Source organism: Pseudarthrobacter niigatensis (assembly GCF_030812615.1).
GTDB classification, from domain to species: Bacteria; Actinomycetota; Actinomycetes; order Actinomycetales; family Micrococcaceae; genus Arthrobacter; species Arthrobacter niigatensis.
This window is the reverse complement of record NZ_JAUSTB010000002.1, coordinates 117,960-141,380: the sequence shown is the minus strand read 5'-3', so window position 1 is coordinate 141,380 and position 23,421 is coordinate 117,960. Positions and strand designations below refer to the sequence as shown.

Sequence of the window (23,421 nt, the reverse complement as noted above, 5' to 3'; positions counted from 1 at the left end):
CCCGGCCGCCATCAGGGGTTCCCCTGACGGCCGGGCCGGCTCAAGGTTTGGCAAGCGCAGCGGCGACGATTCCTTCCAGCTCGGCCGCCGTCCCAAGGTCGTGCGGCCGCACCACGGCGTTGTCGGCAACGTAGAAGAATGCGGCCCGCACTTCTTTCAGCGGAACATCCTTGAGGCGTGCCCACGCGAGCCGGTAGACCGCCAGCTGTACCGACCGGATCTTCAGCTGCGCGGCGGACGGCCGGCGTCCGGTCTTCCAGTCCACCAGGTCCCAGCGCCCGTCGGCATCCTGGAACACAGCGTCAACCCGGCCACGCACCACCACTTCCCCCACCCGGGTTTCCACGGGGACCTCCACGAAGGCCGGTGACCGGTCAGCCCAGGGGGAAGCCTTGAATGTGGCCACCATCTGGTCCAGGTCGTAGGCAGCGTCGATGTGGTCGTCCGAGCCAGGCGCTTCGCCGAGGTCCAGCATCCCGGCCCGGCCGAAATATTCCTCTACCCAGGCGTGGAAAGCCGTGCCCTTCCGGGCCGACATGCCGGGTTCGCGTGGTACCGGACGGCGCAGCCTGCCAAGGACCGCCTGGGGGTCGTCCCCGAGGTCAACCAGCGTGGAAGCTGAAATGTGGGTGGGCAGGTGCACGTCCTGGCCGCTTGACCTCCTTGCCCTGCGCTCCAGCAGCAGCGAAGCTTCGTGGGCCCAACCTGCCGCTGCCCCCGTAAGTCCGGGCAGCGGACTGCCGTCCGTCCCTGGGCTGTTCCCCTCTGCTGCACCGCCGCCCCGATCGGTCTGGGTATCACCGGTGTCCAGTATTCCGAGCACCCGCTGGGCCGCAGCTTCCATGGCTGTCCTGCGCCCGCGGGCCAACCGAAGGCGTTCACCGGTCCGCGGGTCCACGGGTCCCTCCAGGGGATCGTAGGGCCAGCGGGCTTCTTCAGTTTCCAGCGTCAACGGGCTCTGGAGCGGCAAAGCGGCCTCGTCGAGCGACAGCTTGTGGACGACTGCGCTCGGCGGCCCGCCATCAGCCGGCTGCGTCAGGGCTTCAAGCTCTGCGAGGAACGGAGACATTTCCGCGCGTCCGGCCCGCGATCCCACCCACGCGGCACTGGAGACCCACAGGACATGCTTGGCCCTGGTGTAGGCAACGTAAGCCAGCCGGCGTTCCTCCGATTCCCCGTGGGCCTGGACGCCGGCCTTGTATTCCTTCTCGGCATCCAGCCAGCCTTTCTGGTCCGGCTGGTCGAGGTCCCACTGCGGCAGGTCTGCGCGGTCACCGCGGAGGGGCCACGGAAGCGCGGCGGACCCGCTGCTCCAGCGCGAGTCCCGGTCGCTGGGAAACGCTCCCGCGTTCATGCCCGGGACAAACACAACGTCCCACTCGAGGCCTTTGGAAGCGTGCACCGTCAGCAACTGGACGGCTTCGCGGTTTACGTCACTGGCCGGCGCTTCCAACCCGTTTTCTTCCGCCGACGCCGCCTCAAGCCAAGACAGGAAGGCGAGGATGTCCACCCGCTGCGAGGTGCGGAGGAACCCGGCGGCCGCATCCTGGAAAGCATCGAGGTTGCGGCGCGCCTGGTGGATGCTGATTCCGGGCCGGGCCGCCACTTCGATATCCAGCAGCATGGCCCGTTCCACCTCCCCCAGAAGCGTTGTGAGGTCGTCTCCCAGGTAGCCGCGGAGCTGCCTTAACTCGAGCGACAATTTCGCCAGCCTGCTGCGGGCCTCCATGCTGAGGGTGCGGCCATTGGATGAGGTCCACCCTTCCCGTGGCAGGAAATCAAGTGCCTCCACCAGGCTGGCGGCGTCGGTCAGGTCCCCTTCGAGGACCGGGTCCTCTGCCTCGCCACCGTTGTCCTGGTCGTCGGGCTCGAACCCCTGCGGGGCCCTTCCGCGGCTCCGTGCGAGCTGGCTCGACCAGTCGCGCAGGGCCATGAGGTCGGCCGGGCCGATGCGCCACCGGGCGCCTGCGATCAGCCGCATGAGGGCATCGGAGCGGCCGGGATCGGCAAGGACGCGCAGGGTGGCTACTAGGTCCACTATCTCCGGGGTGTCCAGAAGCCCCCCGAGGCCCACGATTTCGTAGGGAATCCCCCGGGCTTCGAACTGACGCCGGACCGGCTCCATCTGGGCGCGCCTGCGGCACAGTACGGCAAGCGCCGGCGGTTCGGCCGTGCCATCGGGATTCAGCTCGAAGTCAGTCAGCCGGTACCTCAGGACGTCGTCGGCCAGCGCAGCAGCTTCTTCGACATCGCTGGCGAAACGCCCCAGCACTACTGTTCCGTCCACTGCATGGGGACTCGGCCGCAGTGGAGGGACTTCGGCAGCGGGCGTCCTGCTTCCGGCTGGCCCGTTGGAGGCCGCCGCCCGGCCCAGGGACTGCGACATGACATTGGCTGCTGCAAGGATGGACCGGCCATTACGCCAGGCCGTGGTCAGGTAGGAGGTTGGCGCGGGCGCCCAGCAGCCTTCTTCCTCCGCCGCTCCGGTGCGCATCGGGAACTCGCGGACGAAATGAAACAACTGCCCTGCCGAAGCACCACGAAACCCGTAAATGGACTGATTGGGGTCTCCGACAGCCGTCACGGCGTGGCCGCCGCCGAACAGCCGGGAAAAGAGCACCAACTGGGCGTACGAGGTGTCCTGGAATTCGTCAAGGAGAACCACCTTGTACCGTTGCCGCTCCATCTGGGCCGCCAGCGGCACGTCCTGCGCCACCTTGGCGGCAAGGGCAACCAGGTCACCGAAATCCAGTGCCCCGCGCGCCCGTTTGGCCGCGGCGTAGCGGCCCACCATGTCGGCAACGCTTGCCCTGGTCCGCAACATCCCGCCAAGGTCCAATGCTGCCTTTGGCGTGCTCTTCTTCTTGTCGGCCAGGTAGGGCAGGGATTCGAACTCGGACAGGCGGGCCATCAGCCACGCCTCCACATCCTCGGGCTCCTGGAGGTGCTCTGCGCATTCCCCGGCCAGCTGGATCACGGCCTTCACCAGGGTGGATTTAGCGGCCCGGAAGTGCTGGTATTCGCCGTCGTACGCTTCAACCACTTCGCTGGCCAGCTGCCAGGCCTGCGCACCGCCGAGCAGAACAACGTCCCGCTCCACGCCAAGCCGCAGCCCATAGTCGGACACGACGCCACTGGCAAACGAATGGTAGGTGGACACCTTGGGCTCCAGGGCCTCGCTGCTGAGCAAGCCCTCCGGAAAGACCTCATGCGCGCTGTCCTTGGCAGCAATACGCTGCAGCGCCAGGAGCTTTGACCGGATCCGGCTGGCGAGTTCGCCGGCTGCCTTGCGGGTGAACGTCACGCCCAGGACTTCCTCGGGGGTGACCCAACCGTTGGCCACCAGCCACACCACCCGGTCCGCCATGGTGGCGGTTTTACCCGAGCCGGCGCCCGCAATGACCAGCCGTGGCGCCAAGGGGGACGAAATGATGGCGGATTGCTCGGGCGTGGGGGTGTTCTTCTCGCCAAGCAGCGCGGAGAGTTCCCCGGGGCTGAAACGCACGGCCGGAGCGGCGACCGCGACGGCGGCCGGCAGCCCGCTCATTCGGTCACCTGCCGTCCACGCACGCACAGCGGGCACACCTCGGGAAGCCGGCAGCCGTGGCCGCCGTGACTGCCTTTGGCGGGGTCATGGCGCGCGATGAATTCGCTTCCGCCCATGACGGCGGCAGCCTCCTTGACCATGTCCATGGCCCAGTTCTCCTCGGGGTTGAGTGGTTCCTGCTGCTGGATGGCCGGGCTCTTCGCCCCGGTCCCAAGCTGCGCCAGCACGGCGCCGCCGGACAGTCCCTGCCCGCCTCCGGAGGCGGCGTTGAACCCGCCGGCAAGGACAGCAGCCTGGTAGGCGCCCAGCTGCGGGTGGCGGGACAGTTCGTCCTTGCCGGGCTGCCGTTTTCCGGTCTTGAGGTCAACCACCACCAGGCGGCCTTCGCCATCGATTTCCAAGCGGTCCACCTGGCCGCGGAGTACCGCTTCCCGCGGTGCAGCGTCATCCACCGCCACGGCGCCGAGGGCCACTTCAAAGTCCTGTTCGACGCCCAGCAGGCTGCGGCCCTCACCCCTCATGGAGAGCACATAGTGCGCCAACTTTCGCACCATCACTTCGGCTCGCTGGAAGTCCAGGCGCCCCTCCCAGTTGTCCTTCATACCGAGCGCCGGCCACCGCCGCACCAGTTCGGCGACGTACTCGGATCCTGCCGCGTCCGGCATGTCCTGGGCGATTCCGTGCACCAGGGTCCCCAGGCTCCGGGCGAAGTCGGTGGCAGGCTCCCCTCCGGCTGCCTGGACGAACCAGTCCAACGGCGACTTCTGCACCGTCTCGACCTTTGACGGCGATACGGACACCGTGCCCCCGGGCGGGACCACCGCGTCGGCGGAGGTCAGCGGGACCAGGCCCCACCAGCTGTCCGGGTGCGCTCCGGCAACGGCTGGCTCGGCCGCGGCGAGATGGGCCAGGACCCTCGCCGCTTCCGCAGCCTGCGGCGTCCCGCCGTCGAGCTGGGCATGCTGCCGAAGCTCGGCAACCAGGGCCCGCAGCGTCATGGGCCGTTCCACCTGGGTGAAAGCCCGGCCGCCTTCGTCCGGTCCCAGCGGTGCAACGAAATCCAGGAATGACGACGGCTGGTGGTCCTCCGACGAGACCGCGGTGCAGACCAGCAGTTCGCGTGCCCTGGACACGGCCGTGGAGAAACTGCGCAACTCGTCATAGCGGATATCCCGCAGCCGGCTAAGGGGGTCGCGCTGGAGGGCGTACTCCGGACCGTGCTCCACGGCGTCCGCATACAGGGTGCTGCCGAGCAGCTCACCACGGAGCCTCGTGTTGGGCCACACCCCTTCCTGCAGGCCCGCAATGATCACCACGGGCCATTCCCGGCCCGCCGCACTGGCCGGCGTCATTAGCTCCACTGCGTCCTCGAGCTGGGCACGGGCGGCCAGGGTATCCATGGGAAGCTCCTGGTTGAGGAGGTACTCGAGGAACTGTTCGGGGCCGGCGCCGGGCATCTGGTCCACGTAGCGTTCGGCCGTATGGAACAGCGCCATCATGGCGTCAAGGTCGCGGTCAGCCCGTGCCCCGTGCGGACCCCCCAACAAGGCCGTCCGTGTCCAGGCCGCCGAAAGCCCTGTCGAGTCCCAGAGCGCCCACAGTACCGATTCTGCGTTGGCACCCGGCATTCCAGCCGCCTCCCGCCCCGCGTGGATCATCCGCGCCGTGCGCCGTGCAGCGCGCCCTTCGATCCCCAACGCGCCCAGCGCACCCGGCTCAAGCAGGGCCTGGACCAGCAGCGCATCACTGGCCCGGCCCCCGCCGCCCAGCAATTCCTCGCGCCGCAGTGATTGCCGGAGCCTGCGCAGTTCGATGGAGGTGGCGCCTCCGATCCGTGAGGTAAGAAGGGATACCGCCGCTTCGGGTGTCAGAAGCTCCGGGTCCAGGGCGATGGCGAAGGCGTCCAGGAGCGGGCGTACGGCTACTTCGTCGCGGACCGCCGATTCCGCCACGGGTACCCGGACGGGAATCCCCTGGCCGGACAAGTAGCGCTGCAGTTCGCTGACCTGGCCGCCATTGCGCACGATGACAGCCATGTCTGCCAAATCACGGTTGTGGTTTATGTGCTGGTCCAGGATCCGCTGGGCGACGTACCGCAGCTCATGCACCGGTGTAGGAACCAGGTGCGCCTCCACGCTGCCGGGGTGGCCGGCTTGTGCGGGCTCCGTGAGACGGCGCGCCAGCTGGCCCCCGGCACGTTGGGAGATGCGGCCAGCGACGTTGAGCCAGGCCTCCGCCACCGCGGGCGACAGTCCGTGCGCATACCCCAGCGGACGCTCGATGATGGTGTTCTGCGTGGCCAGCAGCCGGGGCAGTTCAGCCACAAGATCCGGCCGGGCTCCCCTGAATCCCTGGACCACCGTGTCCGGCGACGCCGTCACGTAGCAGTCCTTGCCTGCCGCAATATCGGCCAGCAACTCAAAGATGGCGGGGTTTGCTTCCTGGATATCGTCCACCAGGACCACCTGCAGCCTTGCGCGTTCGGCAGCGAGGAATTCCGGCGCGTCCTGGAAGATCTGCCGGGCGGCTGTGATGATTCCGGCGGGGTCGAAGGCCTCAGGCATCCGCAGGTCAAGAACGTCACGGTATTCGGCGTAGAGCGCTGCCGCGGCTTTCCAGTCCGGCCGGCCGCAGGCGTCCGCCAAGTTTGCAAGGTCCTCCGCCGTGCGGCCAGATTCGATAATGCGGTCAAAGAGTTGCCGCACCTCCTGGCGGAAGCCCCTGGTGTCGAGGGCGCCGTCCAGATCGCTGGGCCACGGCAGCTCCAGGCCCGGCAGCCTGTGGCCCTCGAGGAGTTCCTTGATGATGAGGTCCTGCTCCGGGCCCGACAGCAGGCGGGGCGGCCTGGGCAGGGATATGACGCCTTCAGCCTTGGCTCGGCGGATCAGGTCGAATGCGTACGAGGCCCAGGTCCTGGCCGGCGTAGTGCTCAGGCTCCGGTCCAGCCGGGCAGTAAAACTGTCCCGGAGGAAATCGGCAGCAAGGCGGGTGGGCGCGAGGATCAGCATGCGTTCGGGGTCGACGCCGTCGCGGAAGACCCGCTGGACAGCGGCATCAACGAGCACTGTGGTCTTTCCCGTGCCCGGTGCACCCGGGACCAGGACCGGTCCGGATCCTTGGGTAACGTCGACCGCCGCCTGCTGGTCCGGTGTAAGCCGAAGCAACCCGGCGTGCATCCGGCGTGGCGGCAGGAGCCGAAGCGCGGGAGGGGCCGGCAGGGCGCCGCCGTCGGTGTGTCCAGGAGTGGAGAACCCAGGCTCCCGGCCAGCCTCCGGCTCCTGCCAGTGCGGGTCCCAGGGTCCGGTCAAAGGGATTGTTACGGTCACAAAACCATTCCATCATCAGGTACCGACAACCGGTGGAGCCGACGCTCCAGGTCCTCTGCAACTGCATCGATATTGTCAAAATCACTGTCGGTCGGTGCCCAGCGGGCGGCGGCCAGGTCCACCCGCCACCGCCCCTCTCCGGTACGGAGGAACGACTCGTGATCGCCCACCAGTGGAGTGCCTTCTTCGAGGTAGAGGAGCAAAGCCTCGGCCTCGTGTCCCGGGGGCGCATGGCCGCTGGCCTTCAGGACCCGCCACCACGGGGCGCCGCCGCCATGATGGCTCATCACGGACCCGACCTGGCGCGGGCCGCCCGAGCCAAGAAGCTCGGCCACGTCGCCGTAGGATACGGCCGTCCCTGCCGGCACCAGCCTCACGACGGCCAGGACAGCTTGGACGTACTCATTCCGCATTGATCCAATCTAGCCGCAGTGGCGCTCCACGGAATTGTCGGTGGGCCCCCTTAGCGTTGAAGCATGAGTTCCTGGAACAGCCTCCCCCGCGCCGCCTTCGATCTGGAAACCACGGGCCGTAATTCCCGCGCAGCGAGAATCGTTACGGCCTCGATCACCGTGGTGGACCACCAGGGCGAGGTCATTAAGGAACATGAGTGGCTGGCCGATCCGGGGGTAGAGATTCCGGCAGAGGCAAGTGACGTCCACGGGATCACCACCGAACAGGCCAGGCGTGATGGGCGTCCCGCCCACGAGGTCACACGGGAGGTCGCGGCCGTGCTGCAGGGCCTGTTCGATTCCGGGACTCCGGTCATCGCTTTCAACGCCAGCTACGACTTCACGGTCCTTGCTGCCGAGTCCGCACGGTACGGGATTCCGCAGCTGTCCCGCTTCCCGGTCCTGGATCCGTACATCATGAACAAGCAGGTTGACCGCTACCGGAAGGGCAAGCGGACATTGACTGCATTGTGCGAGGAGTACGGTGTGGTCCTGGACAATGCACACACCTCCGCGGCCGATGCCCTGGCTACCCTCAGGGTGCTGGACGCGATGGCGGGCAAGTTCCCCAAGCTGATGATGCCGGCAAGCCAACTGCACCAGCTGCAGGTGGACTGGGCGGTGAGCCAGGCGTCCGATTTCCAGGAGTACCTGCGCAAGACGAAGCCGGCCGCCGTCATTGAAGGAGACTGGCCGGTGCTCCCTCCCCAGGACGCCACCACAGGGGGCTTCTAGGCTAACCCCCGGCGCACTCCCTTTTTGGGAGGCATGTCACAGTCACGCCGGTTAACAAACGTCGGGATATTGCAGGTGGCATCCTTCGCCCGCGGGACCTAAGCACCCTTCAGCTGCGTGCCGCTGTGCCGCTGAAGCGGAATTAAATTCGGCAGAAATCATAAGAGCCTCCGCATTGTTCATTCCACTTCCAGTATTTACCCGGGTGAGACAATAAAGTTTTGCGGTCACCCCTGCCCCGGACTGCTGGACCAGCGCCGGGCAGGTGCCAGGCGCCACAGCGCTGCCTTGCGGCCCGGTCGACGTATGCCTCATATGAAAGTGACAACCTGATGAAAATCAAAGCGATGAAGTGGCTCACTACCGCTCCCGTTGCGCTGGCCCTCGCGGTTTCCCTCGCAGCCTGCGGCGGCGGATCTTCCCAGCCCAGCGGCACCCCCACCGATGCCCTGAAGGGCAGCGACCAGCAGACGCTGGACAAGTACACCACTGCGGACGTGACGCCGATCGACAAGATCGACAAGACCAAGCTCGGCCTCATCACCGAGGGCACCCTGCGCGTGGGCACCCTTTCGGACGCACCGCCCAACATCTTCATCGACCCCTCCGGCAAGTTCACCGGCTACGACAACGAACTGCTGCGCGCCATTGGCGACAAGCTGGGCCTCAAGGTCGAATTCGCCTCCACCGATTTCTCGGCCCTGTTGTCCCAGGTGGCCAATAAGCAGTTCGACGTCGGATCCTCCTCGATTTCCACCACGGACAAGCGCCGTGAGACGGTCGGCTTCACGAACGGCTATGACTTCGGCTACATGGCTGTGGTCACCAAGAACGATTCCAAGGTCAAGGGCTTCGCCGACCTCAAGGACGGCGTGCGCATCGGCGTGGTCCAGGGCACCGTTCAGGACGACTACGTCACCAACACCCTCGGCCTTGAACCGGTCCGTTTCCCGGATTACAACACTGTCTATGCCAACGTGAAGTCCGGCCAGGTCGACGCCTGGGTGGCACCCTCGCAGCAGGCCACCGGCCAGGTGAAGGACGGCGATAACACCAAGATCGCCGAAAAGGTTGTTAACACCCAGAACTTCACCGCGTACGCAGTGAACAAGGACAACAAGCCGCTGATTGACGCCCTGAACGCGGGCCTGGATGCCGTCATTGCTGACGGTACGTGGACCAAGCTCACCGCCCAGTGGTACACGGACCGGCCCACCGCCAAGGAGCAGACCCCGCAGGGCTGGAAGCCGGGCAGCAAAGCCGTCCAGGTTCCCGCGAAGTAACCCGGGCGTTCCATGGATATCCTCAAACTGCTCTCCGATACCTTCCTTGACTGGAAGGCGATCGGCGCCGTCCTGCCCAAAATGTTCGCCGTCGGGCTTCCGAATACGCTCGTTTTGGCTGTTTCGTCCGGCGTCATCGGAACAGTACTTGGCATGCTGCTTGCCCTGATGGGGATTTCCCGGAACGCCGGGGCCCGCTGGGTTGCTCGCATCTACACGGATGTGCTCCGCGGGCTGCCGCCCATCCTCACCATCCTGGTGATTGGGCTCGGATTCGGGCCGATCGTCCGGCAATGGACCGGATCCACCAGCCCATACCCAATGGCGATCGCCGCGCTGTCCCTGATGTCGGCCGCCTACATCGGCGAAATCTTCCGCTCCGGCATCCAGAGCGTGGACAAGGGCCAGCTCGAAGCAACCCGTGCCCTGGGGTTCGGCTACGGCCCCGCCATGCGCCTGGTAGTAGTACCCCAGGGCGTCCGGCGGGTGCTTCCGGCCCTGGTCAACCAGTTCATCGCCTTGATCAAGGAGTCCTCCCTGGTCTTCATGCTCGGGCTGCTGGCCAGCGAACGCGAGATCTTCCAGATCGGCAAGGACGCGGCGTCCACCAGCGGCAACTTGTCGCCCTACGTCGCTGCGGCGGTGTTCTACCTGGCATTGACCGTTCCGCTGACCCACTTCGTGAACTGGATCGACCGGCGCCTCCGCACCGGCCGGCCCGAAAAGAAAGAACCGGACGAGGCCGCAGCCGTCGTTGGAAAGGGAGCCCAGGCATGAGCGAGTTCGCATCCGGCACACTGAGCGCCAGGAACATCCACCTTTCCTTCGGCAGCAACCACGTGCTGCGGGGCATCGACCTGCACGTTCCCCAGGGCACTACCGCGTCGGTCATCGGCCCGTCAGGTTCGGGCAAGTCCACCCTGCTGCGGGTCATGAACCGGCTGATCGAACCTGACCAGGGGGACATCCTCTTGGACGGGCGTTCTGTCCTGAAGGACAACCCGGATGAACTCCGGCGCCGGATCGGGATGGTGTTCCAGCAGTTCAACCTGTTCCCGCACAAAACGGTGGTGGAAAACGTCTCCCTTGCCCTGCGGAAACTGCGCAAGCTCTCCAAGGAGGAAGCGCAGGCCGAGGCCCTGGAGCAGTTGGACCTTGTCGGGTTGAAGCACAAGGCTGATTCCCGGCCCGCCAACCTCTCCGGCGGCCAGCAGCAGCGCGTGGCCATCGCCCGTGCGCTGGCCATGAAGCCCGAGGTGATGTTCTTCGACGAGGCCACTTCTGCCTTGGACCCCGAGCTGGTCAAGGGCGTCCTGGCCTTGATGGCGGACCTCGCCAAGGGCGGCATGACCATGGTGGTGGTGACCCACGAAATGGGCTTCTCCCGCAACGTCTCCGATGCCGTGACATTCATGGACGCCGGTGTTGTGGTGGAGTCCGGGCCGCCCGAGCAGCTGTTCACCGAGCCAAAGACCGACCGGCTCAAGGGCTTCCTCTCGGATGTCCTGTAACGCCCACGGCATAAAGAAATCCCCGGCTGCAGCCTGCAGCCGGGGATTTCTTTTTGTCTTCCGCGAGATGGCGACGGCGGGACGCGCCTGTCGCCCGCGGCGGCGCTAGCCCTGGGCGGCTGCGGCCGCCTGGGCCGCGGCAGGCAGTGCGTCGTAAATCCGGTTCATGGCGTCGTCGTCGTGCGCGGCCGACAGGAACCAGGCCTCGAAGACGGACGGCGGCAGGTAGACCCCGGAGTCCAGCATCGAGTGGAAGAACGGCGCATAGCGGAAAGCTTCCTGTGCCTGGGCGTCGGCGTAGTTGTGGACGCCGTTGGCCGAGGTGCCGAAGGCCACCGAGAAGAGGTTCCCGGCGAACTGGATGGAGTGGTCCACCCCTGCGGCGTCCAGGGCGCTGGAGAGGGCCGAGGACAGTTCCAGCGAGCGGACGTCGATGAAGGAGTAGACGTCGCGGGTCGCATGGGTCAGGGTTGCCACGCCGGCAGCCATGGCCACCGGGTTTCCGGACAGTGTACCGGCCTGGTAGACGGGGCCGGTGGGCGCGAGGTGGTCCATGACGTCGGCACGTCCGCCGAGGGCCGCCGTCGGCATCCCGCCGCCGATGACCTTGCCAAAGGTGAGCAGGTCAGGGGTCCATGGTTCCTCGGCATCCGGTGCACCGCCGGTAAGGCCCCAGTAGCCGGAGTAGCCGGTGCGGAATCCGGTCAGGACCTCGTCGACGATGAGGAGTGCGCCGTGCTCCCGCGTGATCTGCGAAAGTCCGTGGTTGAATCCCTCGCCGGGGGTGACGACGCCCATGTTCGCCGGCGCTGCTTCGGTGATGACGGCGGCAATATTGGGGCCGTGGACAGCGAAGGCTTCCTTGACGGCCGCGAGGTCATTGTAGGGCAGCACCAGCGTCTCCGCCGCGGTCGCTTCCGTGACGCCGGCGGACCCGGGCAGGGCCAGGGTTGCCAGCCCGGAGCCGGCCGCGGCCAGGAGTCCGTCGAGGTGGCCGTGGTAGCAGCCGGCGAATTTGATGATCAGGTTGCGGCCGGTGAACCCGCGGGCCAGCCGGACAGCGGTCATGGTGGCTTCGGTTCCGGTGGACACCATCCGGAGGCGTTCGACGGCAGGGACGCGCTCCTGGACGATCTCCGCCAGGTTTGCCTCGTCCGGGGTGGACGCGCCAAAGGAGAGTCCCCGGTCGACGGCGGCATGCACGGCCTCCAGCACGGCCGAATGGGCGTGTCCGAGCAGGGCAGGTCCCCATGAGCAGACCAGGTCCACGTATTCCTTGCCGTCGGCATCCGTCAGGTACGGTCCCTTGGCGGAGACCATGAAGCGCGGGGTCCCGCCCACGGAGCCAAAAGCCCGCACCGGCGAGTTGACGCCGCCCGGCATCAACTGGCGGGCGCGGTCGAAGAGTGCCTCATTGCGAGGATTGCTGGAAGTCATGGTTCCTATTCTCTCAGTAAGCGGGAAAGCTCAAGTTAGCCGCAAGGGCCCCCTTGGCAGGGTCAGCCGGCGAGCAGCTCGGCCACGCGGGGCGCCACCGCCGTGCCCATCAGTTCGATCGAGCGCATCATGGCCGTGTGCGGCAGAGGCCCGTTGCTGTATTTGAGGTCAAAACGGTCAACCCCCAGGTTCCGCTTCAGCCGGACAATTTTTTGGGCCACGGTTTCCGGTGATCCGACGTAGAGTGCGCCTTCTGTGGAACAGAGTGCATCGAACTCACCGCGGCCGGCCGGACCCCAGCCACGCTCGGCTCCAAGCCTGTTCCGGAGTGCCAGCCAGTGGGGATAGAGCTCTTCCCGTGCCTGTTCGTCCGTATCGGCAACATGGCCGGGAGAGTGGGTGGCCATCTGCTGCATCGGGTGCCCGTACTTGCCCATCGCTTCCCGGTAAAGGTCGGCCAGGGGCCGGAAGCCCCGCGGCTGGCCGCCGATAATGGCGAAGATGATCGGATACCCGTACTGGGCACACCGGAGGACAGATTCCGGTGTGCCGCCCACGCCGATCCAGGTGGGCAGCAGGTGGTGCTCCAGGGGCGGATAGACGCTCAGGCCGGCGAGGGCCGGGCGGGTGCGGCCTTCCCAGTGCACAGGCTTCTGTGCGCGGACCTTGTCGAACAGTTCAAGTTTTTCCTCGAACAGGACTTCGTAGTCCGCCAGGTCCAGGCCGAACAGCGGGAAGGATTCGATAAAGGATCCGCGCCCCAGCATGACTTCCGCCCGGCCGTTGGAGATGGCGTCCACGGTGGCGAAGCGCTGGAACACCCTGATGGGATCGTCCGAGCTCAGCACCGTCACCGCGGAGCCCAGGCGGATGCGGGACGTGCGGGCGGCGGCAGCGGCAAGGAAGACCTCCGGCGCGGACACGGCGTAGTCCTTGCGGTGGTGCTCCCCTACGCCGAAGGCATGGAGGCCGACGGCGTCAGCCAGTTCAGCCTGTTCCAGCAGCTGGCGCAGGACCTGGGCATGCGGCTGCGGGCTGCCGTCGGGGGCCTCACCGACGTCGCCGAAGGTGTTCAGGCCGAGGAGGATGCGGTCTTCCCCCACGGGTGCGGTGGGAGAGCCGGACGGGTCGGTCACCGGGTTTCCTTCAGCCAGCCGGCCAGTTCGGTGGCCCAGTAGGTGAGCACCGTGTGCGCTCCGGCCCGGCGGATGCCCAGCACGGATTCGGTGATAGCCGACCGGCGGTCGATCCACCCGTTGGCGGCGGCGGCCTCGATCATCGCGTATTCGCCGGAGATTTGATAAGCGGACACGGGCACCGGGCTCATGGCGGCCACGTCTGCCACGATGTCCAGGTAGCTCATGGCCGGCTTGACCATGATGATGTCGGCACCTTCGTCCAGGTCCAGTTCCACCTCGCGCAGCGCTTCGGTGCGGTTCCCGGCATCCATCTGGTAGGTCCGCCGGTCACCCGTGAGCTGGGAGTCCACCGCTTCGCGGAAAGGACCGTAGAACGCGGAGGCGTACTTCGCGGCGTAGGCGATGACAGAAGTGTTGACGTGGCCGGCCTCATCCAGTGCTGCGCGGATGGCGGCGATCTGGCCGTCCATCATCCCGGAGGGGCCCAGCATGTGCGCGCCGGCCTCAGCCTGCGCCACTGCCATCCTGGCGTAGATCTCAACGGTGCGGTCGTTGTCCACGTAACCGTCGGCGTCGAGCACCCCGCAGTGGCCGTGGTCGGTGAATTCGTCCAGGCAGACGTCACTCATGATCACCAGGTCGTCGCCCACTTCGGCGCGGACGTCCCGGATGGCCTTGTTCAGCACGCCGTCCGGGTCAAGGGAAGCCGAGCCTTCAGGATCGCGTGTTTCAGGAATGCCGAAGAGCATGATTCCGCCCAGCCCAAGTTCAACGGCCTCGGCCGCGGCCCGTTTCAGCGTGTCGGTGGTGTGCTGGACCACGCCGGGCATGGACGTGATGGGGTTGGGCTCGGCGAGTCCTTCCCTGATGAAGGCCGGAAGGATGAGTTCGGCCGGTGAAAGGCGCGTTTCGGCGGTCATCCGGCGCATGGCGGGGGTGGTGCGCAGGCGGCGGGGGCGTTGGGTGGGGAAAGTCATGGGTCCTGTCCTTCGCATTGGTTGTGAAGCATTTGGGGAAGCGTGCCTGTCACCGTCAGGGCGGGCTGAGCGCCTTGGCCACGGCCGCTACCAAGCCCTCCGGCGTCGGCTCAGCCGCCACCGCCGCAACGTCGAGGTCCAGGGCAGCGGCCTGTTCCGCCGTCGACCGTCCTATGGCCACCAGCCGGCACCCGCCCAGAGGCCCCAGCGCGGCGATCCGGCGCACGGCGCTCGGGGAGGCCGCGATCACGGCGTGAAGGCGTCCGCCGGCGATGTCCGCGGCGGCGGTTTGCGGCGTCAGGAGGGAGTACGACGACGGCAGCGGACCGGCGTCGCCGTCCTCCGCCTGCATGGCAAGCCGCCGTTCCGCTGCCGCCGGATAGTCGACAGTGCGGTAGGCGGTCACGGCGGTAACAGTGCCGCCTGCGGCCGCCAGGCCCTCCGAAAGGGTGCCGGCGGCGATATCCGCCTGTGGCAGCAGGATCCTGCCTCCTCCCGGCCAGACGGCGAGCAGCCCGGCGGCCGACTGTTCTCCGGGCGGGGTCAGTGCCACGGTGAGGCCGCCGGCCTCAAGGAGCCGCCGCGTTGCGGGACCGACGGCGGCGATCCGCGTCCCTGGCGGTACCAGCTGGCCCAGGCGCAGACCCCGCTCTGCCGCTTTCTCCATCAGGACGTGGACGGTGGTGGCGCTGCTGACCACCAGCCAGTCAAAGGCGGCAGCTGCGAGCGCGTCAAAGGCAACATCCAGCATGTGCTGGTCAGGCGCCCGTTCAAAGTCGATGAGCGGCAGCAGCACAGGTTCCGCGCCGGCTGCTGCCAGCGCCTCCACCAGGGCAGCCGAACGTTCAGGGCTGCGCGTCACCAGGACCCGGACGCCGCCAAGCGGAGTCCGGGGCGTGGTGCCGCTGGAAGGCTGCGTCATTGCCAGGTCAGGATGCCTGCAGGTCGGCGATGTCGGCGGCTCCCGCGGCAAGGAGCAGCTCAGCCAGTTCGATGCCCAGCAGGGTTGCTCCCACCTCCGTCAGCCCGTCGGTGGCCCGCTTGTCCCGCACGGTGGCGGTGCCGTCCACGGCGCACACCACTGCTTCAAGGTGCAGCATGCTGCCCCTGCGGTAGGCGTAGGCCCCAACGGGCGCTGCGCAGCCCGCTTCGAGCCGGGCCAGCAGGGCGCGTTCGGCGGTGACGGCCAGGCGGGTGTCAGGATCATCCAGCGCGGCAAGGGCCTGGGCCAGGACTCCGCCCGGCCCCGGTTTCGCAGGAGCGTCCGCCGTTCGGCATTCGATGGCCAGAGATCCCTGACCCGCTGCAGGCAGCATCACGTCGGTTTCCAGGTATTCGGACACCACATCCAGCCGGCCGATCCTCTCCAGGCCGGCAGCCGCAAGCACCACGGCATCCAGGTCGCAGGATTTTCCGGGCACCACCTGGTCGGTGGAGTTGCCGGGCAGCCCGGGAACCCGGCCCAGGCGGGTGTCCACGTTGCCGCGGATGTCCACGATGTCCAGGTCAGCGCGGGCGGCCCGCAACTGGGCTGCGCGCCGCGGCGAACCGGTGCCGATGCGGGCCCCGGCCGGCAGGTCTGCCAACTTGAGTCCGCCGCGGGCGCACAGGACGTCGCGGACGTCCACGCGGCGCGGAGTGGCGGCAAGGCTGAGCCCTACCGCGGCCCCGGTGGGAAGGTCCTTGAGCGAGTGCACGGCAACGTCGCACTCGTCGCGCAGCAGTGCATCGCGCAGGGCAGCGACAAAGACGCCCGTGCCGCCCATCTGGGACAGCGACCCCGTCAGGACGTCGCCGTCGGTGCGGACGTGCACCAGTTCCACCGGAAAACCGCCGACGGCGGCCAGCTGGTCCGCGGTCTGCTGGGTCTGGGTAAGCGCCAGCTTGCTGGCGCGAGTTCCGATCCGGACCGTCACAGCTGGGCCGTTTCCGCGGCACCGCCGGACGGGTACGGGTCATGGCCGGTGCCCACAGTGGTGTCAGCCGCCGCGATGGTGGGCTTTTCGCCGCGGAAGTTGGCGCAGCATCCCGGCCGGCAGACGTCGTACCAGGGACCAAGGTCCGTCAGGGCGGGGCGGTCGCTGATGTTGTTGGCCACCGTCCGCTCGCAGATGAGGTCCACCAGGCCGTCAACGAACTTACGGTGCGTGCCGGGCGTGGGGACACGGGTGGCGGCCAGGCCCAGGTTGGCGCAGGTTTCCATCGCTTCGGTATCCAGGTCCCAGACAACTTCCATGTGATCGCTGACGAAGCCGAGCGGGACGATGACGATGCCCTTGACGCCCTGGCCGGCCAGTTCCTCGATGGCATCGTTGATGTCCGGTTCCAGCCACGGCACGTGCGGAGCACCGGAGCGGGACTGGTACACCAGGGACCACGGTGCGGTCAGCCCGGATTCCTTCCCGACCCGCTCAATGACGGCGGCCGCGTTGGCGAGGTGCTGGGCCACGTAGGCGGAGCCTTCCTCGAACACGCGCGGCTCCCCCTCGGAGCGGCCAGCCGCCTCGGCGTCCCGGGTGGGGATGGAGTGGGTGGCGAACAGGATATGGATGGGTGCATCCGGGGTGCCCGCTTCGGCAAGCTTGGCGCGGACCTCCACCAGGCCGGCGGCGGTTCCTTCGACGAACGGCTCCACGAAGCCCGGGTGGTCGAAGTACTGGCGGACCTTGTCCACTTCCAGTTTGCCGTCCAGGCCGGTTTCGGTCAGCGCCATGCCGATGTCCTCGCGGTACTGGCGGCAGCTGGAGTAGCAGGAGTAGGCACTTGTGGTGAGCATGAGCACCCGGCGGTGCCCGGTGTCGTACGCTTCCTGCAGGGTCTGCGGGATGTACGGTGCCCAGTTGCGGTTGCCCCACAGCACGGGCAGCTCGATGCCGCGGGCAGCCAGCTCGGCCTCCAGCGCTGCCTTCAGCTCGCGGTTCTGCTGGTTGATGGGGCTGATGCCGCCGTTGGCACGGTAGTGGTGCGAGACTTCCTCCAGCCGCTCGTCCGGGATTCCCCGGCCGCGGGTGACGTTGCGGAGGAACGGGATGACGTCATCCTGGCCTTCCGGTCCGCCGAAGGAGGCCAGCAGGACGGCGTCGTAGTTTTTGGGGGCCATGCGTCCGGCCTCGGTCACCGGGTTGATGGCGGTGGCTGCCTGCTGCTCGGGGCTCATGCGAGCACCTCGGCAACCTCGTCTGCGGAGATGCGGCGTCCGGTATAGAACGGCACTTCCTCCCGCACGTGGTTGCGCGCCTCGGTGGCGCGGAGGTGGCGCATCAGGTCCACGAGGTCCACCAGTTCCGGCGCTTCCAGGCCCAGGATCCACTCCCAGTCGCCCAGGGCGAAGGAGGAAACGGTGTTGGAAATGACCTGCGGGAAGTCCCGTCCCAGCAGTCCATGGTCGCGGAGCATCTTGCCGCGCTCGGCCTCCGGCAGGATGTACCACTCGTAGGACCGGACGAACGGGTACACGCACAGCCACTCGGCCGGTGCGACGCCGCGGGAGTAGGCGGGGGTGTGGTTCTTGGCGAATTCGGCTTCGCGGTGGACACCCATGGCAGACCAGACGATCTCCGTGCCGGCGAAGAGGGTGCTGCGGCGGATGTCGCGGATGGCCTGCTGCAGCGCCTCCGGCCTGGGTCCATGGAGCCACACCATGACGTCGGCGTCGGCGCGCATGGCCGAGACGTCGTAGCTGCCCCGGTGCGTGACACCGGCGGCGGCGAGACGCTCCAGCAGCGCTTCGAAGTCGGCGGCGGCATCCGCACTGCGGACCACTGACTCCGACCGCTTGAAGACCGTCCAGAGGGTAAAGAACTGCTCGGCTGATTCTTCGGTTTTAGTGACAGATTCGGCAGAAGTGTGGCTCATGGTTACAAGTTTGCCCCTTCCCTGCCCCCAAGGCGAAACCGAAGAGTTCTACAGCTCGTAGAAGTGATTAAAGTCACCTTCCGGAGCACGTCAGGCCAACGGACAGGCCGCCCTTAGGGGCGGCGCATGCGGAGGAATACCAGCCCTGCGGCGGCACCTACGCCAACCAGTCCGGCGCCCAGCCACACCATGGCATCGGGCACGCCGGGCAGCGGACCGGTGGAGGAAACTGCCTGTCCCGGTCCTTCCGGTGCTCCGGCGGCCTGCGGCGCCCGCGTGGGCTGGGACTGGCGCGCGTTGATGGACAGCGACGTTGGCAGGACGGGGCCCGGCGTGGAAACCGGGCCGGCGGCCGGCGCGTCGTCCCCCACACGGCCAGCCTCGCCGGTCCCGGTGGCGTCGGCCGCCGCGGCGCCGCCGGCGGACGCTCCACCGGACCCCGGCACCGTGGCCCGCGTCCCGGACAGCGGGACAGGACCTCCCCCGGCTGCTCCGGGCGCCGTTGCAGCGGACGTGGCAACGGCCTCCGGAGCGGAGCCGCCCGCCGCTGTCGAAGGACCGGTTCCAGGGGCAGCTGCCGGCCCGGACGCCGCGGGGGACCCGGACCTGCCGGGAGCCGGGGAAGCGGTGGCCGCGGCTGTGGTCTGTGGCCGGGGTGCCAGGGGCGTCCCGGAGTCCGTCGGAGCGGGCGAGGCAGTGGAGGTCGAGCCTGCGGACAGGGACGCGGCAATCGTCGGAAGCAGCGAAGCAGGCAACGGGAGCAGCGTCGAAGCGGTCCGGGGTGCCGGGGTTGCCGGGGCCGGGGCGCTCGGTTCGCCTGTGCCCTGCCCTCGATGCCAGGCTCCGCCTTGGGATGCCACGTCTTGCGGAGGCGGGACCGCGTCGTCCGCCAAGGACGCCTGGACGCCGGTGGAAAGAACCAGTACCGCTCCGACGGCCGCTGCTGCGGTGCCGCGCCGGAGTCCCCCATGGATACCGGTCCGGGACATTGAGAGCTCGGACCTGTGTTGAACCATAGTCATCGACCCTAACCAGAAGGCTTGGCCGATTGGAAACTGAACGGGACGCCGTACCGGGCGCGGCGCGGGTGCCGCGGGCCCGGCTCGGAGCGCTGACCAGCAGGAATGCTCAGGCGGCAGTGAGTTGGGCGATTTGCTCACGTGTGTCGGCCACCACAGCGGCCAGGCCGTTCCCGGCTACCCATCCGCCCACGACGGCCAGGCCGCCGGCAGCGCTGCAGGACCGCCGGATGTCCGCTGCCCGGGCACGGTGCCCGACGGCGGCGAACGGCAGGGCTCCGCGCCAGCGGACCACATCCCAGCCCCGTATGTCCTCCCCCGCGATGCGGACGCCCAACAGGGCGGAAGCGTCGCGCAAGGCGGCCGCGAACAGCTCATCATCCGATTGCGGGCCGGAGGCCTGCACGGACGCTCCGTCCACCCGGCCGTAGGAAAGGCGCACCACATGGCGCCCGGTCCCGGCAGCGGCAGCCAGCCAATCCCATTTTCCGGTGGCATGCGTGAGCGCCTTAGCATCGATCCCCGGCGTTTGCGGGGCCACCAGGATCCCCGTTCCACGCGGCCGCCCGTCAAGGTCCGGATTGTCCAGGACCAGTGTCACCAGCTTGACGTCCGGCCCGGAGGCAGGCTTTTTTCCAGAAATTGCAGGGACGGCATGTTCCAGCAGTTCGACGGCGGCCGGTCCCTCCACTGCCATGACCAGCAGTGCAGCACTGAAGGCCGCCCCGCCGGCGTCGACCCGCCAGCCGCCAGGAGTGCGGGAGACCGTCGTCGCGGCAGTGCCCGGCAAAAGGACCACACCACGGCGCAGAAGATCCGCCACCAAGGCATCCACCAGGGTGTGCATGCCGCCTTCGAGGCCGGCGACGGCGGACCCGGCTTTTGCGGGCTGGCCGGGCTGCTGCGGGTGCCCGGGTGTCCCCGCTCGGCGCCGCTGCGCCGAGACCGCGGCAGCGAGGGAACCGTGTTGCCGCAATCCGGCACGGAGGCCGGGGGCCACCATGTCGACGTCGAGCAGGCCGGGATCGGCGGAGTGGACGCCGCCTACTACCGGGGAGACCAGGCGTTCCAGCACCCGCGACCCCATCCGGGCCCGGACCAGCGCGGCGACGCTGGTGACACCGGCCCCGGCGCCGACGGAGGCAGGCAGGAGGCGGTCCACGGAGGCGCGCAGCGAGCCGAGGACGCCCAGGGTGCGCCGCACCTCAGGGTCCCAAGGATTGGCGGGAATGCCCAGGACGCCGGTCCGGGGCAGCTCGCGGGGCCCATCCGGCAGCTGCACCCAGGCACCTCCGGGGCGCGGGGGAACGATCTTCCCGCCAAGGCCCAGTTCCGCGCAGAGCCGGGCGACGGCGTCGGACCTGGTGGCGAAGGACTCGGCGCCGCTGTCCAGGGTGAGCCCGGCCACCGTATGGCTGCCCACGCAGCCGCCCCACGCCGTCCCGGCTTCCAGGACGGTCACTTCATGTCCGGCTGCTGCGAGTTCCCGGGCGGAGAGCAGCCCGGAGATCCCGCCGCCCACCACCAGCGCCTTGCCGGGTGTTGCCGGGGAGCCGCGCACGGGTTACGCCGGAGAGATGGAGTGGATGAGCTCCACTACCCGGGTGAGGACGTCAGGGTCCGTCCCGGGCGGTACGCCGTGCCCCAGGTTCAGGACGTGGCCGGGTGCGGCGGAGCCGGCGGCGATGACCTCGCGGACGTGCGCTTCCAGGATGTCCCAGGGTGCTTCCAGCAGCGCAGGGTCGATGTTTCCCTGCAGGGGCACCGTCCCGCCGAGCCGGCGGTTTGCTTCATCCAGCGGGAGCCGGTAGTCAACGCCCACCACGTCCACTCCCACGTCCCGCATGGCCACGAGGAGTTCGGACGTGCCGGTGCCGAAGTGGATGAGCGGGGCACCCAGGTGGCGCACGTGGTCCAGGGCCCGGGCCGACGCCGGCGCAACGTACTTGGTGTAGTCGGCCAGTCCCAGCGAACCCGCCCAGGAGTCGAAAAGCTGGGCGGCGGAGGCCCCGGCCTCCAGCTGCGCCTGGAGGAACATGCCGGAGGCGTCGGCGGCCCAGTTGGCCAGCGCGGTCCACGTTTCCGCATCCGCGTGCATCATGGTCCGCGGGCCCAGGTGGTCGCGGGACGGCTTGCCTTCCACCATGTAGGCGGCCAGGGTGAACGGCGCCCCGGCGAAACCGATCAATGGTGTCTTGCCCAGTTCGGCCACCGTGAGGCGGACTGCTTCGCGGATGGGTTCCAGGGCTTCCCAGGTCAGCTGCGGCAGGGCGGCGACATCGGCGGCAGTGCGCACGGGCTTATCAAGGACCGGCCCCACCCCGGGAACAATGTCCACGCCCACGCCGGCAAGCTTCAAGGGGATGACAATGTCCGAAAAGAAGATCCCGGCGTCCACGTCATGCCGGCGGACGGGCTGGAGCGTGATCTCGGAGGCCAACTCCGGCCGGAGGCAGGAGTCCAGCATGGCGATTCCCTCGCGCACCTTAAGGTATTCGGGCAGCGAGCGGCCGGCCTGCCGCATGAACCACACGGGACGGCGGGACGGCTTGCCGCCGCGGTAGGCCGTGATCAGCGGAGAGTCTGCTGTGCGGCCGTCCATCAGGGGATGGTCTGCGGCGAGGGCGCCGGCAGCGGAGACGGCAGGGCTAGGAGTCATGCCTTTGATTGTGCCCAAAAAGAGCCGCAAAAGATAACGACAACCTGTCGCTGAAGCCCCGGAAAAGCGGGAGGTGGCGGGGATCACGCCCCACTGTGGCGACTATCCTTTCCGATGGTTGTTCTACCGGGTAACGAAAAAGCTATGATTGGTCTGCTGTGGTTCTTTTTTCATTGGTGGCTACACACGCCGACATCGATCTTGAAACCGTTGCTCAGTTGAGCAACGGTTCCTCCGGGATTGCCGCTTCCGCGCTCACTGAATCACCCGCCGTCGCCGGCGCGGTGGTCCTGGCCACCTGCAACCGTTATGAAATCTACGGCGAGGCCGCGAATCCGGACGATGTTGAAGCGGCCCGGGCTGCCCTCGTCTCGCGGATCAGCGAAGCCAGCGGACTGGCGGAGCCGCTCGTGTCCCGCTCCTTCAGCACCCGCACCGGGCCTGAGGTGACCCAGCACCTGTTTGCCGTCAGCGCGGGGCTGGACTCCGCCGTCGTCGGTGAGCGCGAGATCGCCGGGCAAGTTCGCCGCGCCCTCATCACCGCACAGCACGACGGTACTGCCAGCGCCGGACTCGTCCGGCTGTTCCAGGCCGCGTCCAAAACCGCCAAGGATGTGGGCGCGCAGACTGCCCTGGGTTCGCGGGGCCTGTCCATCGTTTCGGTGGCACTCGACCTGGCCACTGACCTTTCCGAAAACCCGGACTGGTCAACCAAGAAAGTTGTCCTGTTCGGAACCGGCGCGTACGCAGGCGCCACCATGGCCCTGCTGCGCGAGCGCGGGTGCACTGACATCTCTGTTTTCTCCTCCTCCGGCCGTGCCGAAGGGTTCGTTGCTTCCCGCGGAGGCGCCGCCCTGGACGTGGAGTCCCTGCGCCCGGCGGTGGCCGCTGCCGACGTCATGATCGGCTGCAGCGGCTCGGACACCCGGGTCGAGGCCGATGAACTGGCCCAGGTCCGCGCGGAGTCGCCGCAGCCCCTGATCGCCATCGACCTGGCGCTCACCCACGACTTCGATCCCGCCGTCGGCGAACTGGATGGTGTTGAACTGCTGACCCTGGAATCGGTGCGCCTGGCCGCCCCGCAGGAGCAGGCGGAATCCCTGACCCAGGCCAGCGGCATCGTCAAGGGCGCGGCCAAGGCGTTCGAGCAGGAGCGCAAAGCCCGCTCGGTGGACTCCGCCATCGTTGCCCTGCGGCGCCACACCATGAGTGTGCTGGACGCGGAGATGGAAAAGGTCCGGGCCCGGCACGGGTGCACCGCTGCCGCCGAAGAAGTCGAGTTCGCGCTGCGCCGCATGGTCAAGCAGTTGCTGCACGTCCCCACGGTCCGCGCCCGCGAACTCGCGGCGAACGGCCAGCAGGACGACTACGTGGCGGCCCTGGAGGCATTGTACGGCATCACCGTCGAGCAGCCCGCCGCCACCGCGCCGGCCGCCGAGTGCCCGGTGGACCACAAGGGCCGCGAAACCGCCTGAGTGCTT

General features: G+C 68.0%; 18 protein-coding genes. 5 read left to right on the top strand and 13 right to left on the bottom strand.

Annotated features, from left to right (window positions below; all coding sequences use genetic code 11):
* Positions 1-40 precede the first annotated feature (40 nt).
* The 3 genes from J2T23_RS03780 to J2T23_RS03770 are packed head-to-tail and all read right to left on the bottom strand — an operon-like array spanning position 41 to position 7,286.
* Positions 41-3,547, bottom strand: a complete 3,507-nt coding sequence (locus tag J2T23_RS03780) for an ATP-dependent helicase (protein WP_307357367.1) — start codon at positions 3,545-3,547, stop codon at positions 41-43.
* Complete coding sequence (locus J2T23_RS03775) at positions 3,544-6,873, bottom strand: ATP-dependent helicase (RefSeq protein ID WP_370871386.1); 3,330 nt, start codon at positions 6,871-6,873, stop codon at positions 3,544-3,546. The genes J2T23_RS03780 and J2T23_RS03775 overlap by 4 nt, the downstream gene beginning before the upstream one ends.
* Positions 6,870-7,286 (bottom strand): MGMT family protein, encoded by a 417-nt coding sequence (locus tag J2T23_RS03770; protein WP_141159930.1) that lies wholly within the window; start codon positions 7,284-7,286, stop codon positions 6,870-6,872. The genes J2T23_RS03775 and J2T23_RS03770 overlap by 4 nt, the downstream gene beginning before the upstream one ends.
* Positions 7,287-7,349: 63 nt before the next feature.
* Here J2T23_RS03770 and J2T23_RS03765 point away from each other — a divergent pair, with 63 nt between their 5' ends.
* The 4 genes from J2T23_RS03765 (at position 7,350) to J2T23_RS03750 (ending at position 10,854) form a co-directional block, all read left to right on the top strand.
* On the top strand, positions 7,350-8,060 hold the full coding sequence (locus J2T23_RS03765) for a 3'-5' exonuclease (RefSeq protein WP_141181954.1): 711 nt from the start codon (positions 7,350-7,352) through the stop codon (positions 8,058-8,060).
* Positions 8,061-8,392: 332 nt separating this feature from the next.
* Positions 8,393-9,343, top strand: coding sequence for an ABC transporter substrate-binding protein (locus J2T23_RS03760; RefSeq protein ID WP_141159928.1), 951 nt, complete (start codon positions 8,393-8,395; stop codon positions 9,341-9,343).
* A 12-nt stretch (positions 9,344-9,355) separates the two neighbouring features.
* Entirely contained in the window at positions 9,356-10,120 is a 765-nt protein-coding gene (locus J2T23_RS03755; RefSeq protein WP_141159927.1) for an amino acid ABC transporter permease, read from the top strand.
* Positions 10,117-10,854, top strand: coding sequence for an amino acid ABC transporter ATP-binding protein (locus tag J2T23_RS03750; protein WP_141159926.1), 738 nt, complete (start codon positions 10,117-10,119; stop codon positions 10,852-10,854). Before J2T23_RS03755 ends, J2T23_RS03750 begins: the two co-directional genes overlap by 4 nt.
* 105 nt (positions 10,855-10,959) lie before the next feature.
* Here the strand turns inward: J2T23_RS03750 and hemL are convergent, their stop codons facing one another.
* The 10 genes from hemL to hemE all read right to left on the bottom strand — a co-directional run bounded on the left by hemL (position 10,960) and on the right by hemE (position 21,940).
* Positions 10,960-12,291 carry a glutamate-1-semialdehyde 2,1-aminomutase gene (gene hemL / locus J2T23_RS03745; RefSeq protein WP_307357357.1) on the bottom strand — a complete coding sequence of 444 codons (1,332 nt, stop codon included), beginning with the start codon at positions 12,289-12,291 and terminating at the stop codon, positions 10,960-10,962.
* Between the two features lie 62 nt (positions 12,292-12,353).
* Positions 12,354-13,427: an LLM class flavin-dependent oxidoreductase gene (locus J2T23_RS03740; RefSeq protein WP_307357354.1), complete on the bottom strand. Its 1,074-nt coding sequence runs from the start codon at positions 13,425-13,427 to the stop codon at positions 12,354-12,356.
* Entirely contained in the window at positions 13,424-14,407 is a 984-nt protein-coding gene (gene hemB, locus J2T23_RS03735; RefSeq protein WP_307357350.1) for a porphobilinogen synthase, read from the bottom strand. Before hemB ends, J2T23_RS03740 begins: the two co-directional genes overlap by 4 nt.
* A 55-nt stretch (positions 14,408-14,462) precedes the next feature.
* A complete protein-coding gene (locus J2T23_RS03730) occupies positions 14,463-15,329 on the bottom strand; it encodes a uroporphyrinogen-III synthase (RefSeq protein ID WP_307357348.1) in 867 nt (288 codons plus the stop codon).
* 7 nt (positions 15,330-15,336) lie between these two features.
* Entirely contained in the window at positions 15,337-16,323 is a 987-nt protein-coding gene (gene hemC, locus J2T23_RS03725) for a hydroxymethylbilane synthase (RefSeq protein ID WP_307357345.1), read from the bottom strand.
* On the bottom strand, positions 16,320-17,564 hold the full coding sequence (locus J2T23_RS03720) for a ferrochelatase (RefSeq protein ID WP_307357342.1): 1,245 nt from the start codon (positions 17,562-17,564) through the stop codon (positions 16,320-16,322). Before J2T23_RS03720 ends, hemC begins: the two co-directional genes overlap by 4 nt.
* On the bottom strand, positions 17,561-18,262 hold the full coding sequence (hemQ, locus tag J2T23_RS03715; RefSeq protein WP_141159919.1) for a hydrogen peroxide-dependent heme synthase: 702 nt from the start codon (positions 18,260-18,262) through the stop codon (positions 17,561-17,563). The genes J2T23_RS03720 and hemQ overlap by 4 nt, the downstream gene beginning before the upstream one ends.
* A gap of 113 nt (positions 18,263-18,375) precedes the next feature.
* Positions 18,376-19,284: a hypothetical protein gene (locus tag J2T23_RS03710; RefSeq protein WP_307357339.1), complete on the bottom strand. Its 909-nt coding sequence runs from the start codon at positions 19,282-19,284 to the stop codon at positions 18,376-18,378.
* Positions 19,285-19,390: 106 nt separating this feature from the next.
* Positions 19,391-20,842, bottom strand: coding sequence for a protoporphyrinogen oxidase (gene hemG / locus J2T23_RS03705; protein ID WP_307357336.1), 1,452 nt, complete (start codon positions 20,840-20,842; stop codon positions 19,391-19,393).
* 3 nt (positions 20,843-20,845) lie between these two features.
* A complete protein-coding gene (gene hemE / locus J2T23_RS03700) occupies positions 20,846-21,940 on the bottom strand; it encodes a uroporphyrinogen decarboxylase (protein ID WP_307357333.1) in 1,095 nt (364 codons plus the stop codon).
* Between the two features lie 158 nt (positions 21,941-22,098).
* On the opposite strand from hemE, the gene J2T23_RS03695 reads away from it, so the two are divergent.
* Positions 22,099-23,415, top strand: coding sequence for a glutamyl-tRNA reductase (locus J2T23_RS03695; RefSeq protein ID WP_307357330.1), 1,317 nt, complete (start codon positions 22,099-22,101; stop codon positions 23,413-23,415).
* Positions 23,416-23,421: the final 6 nt, after the last annotated feature.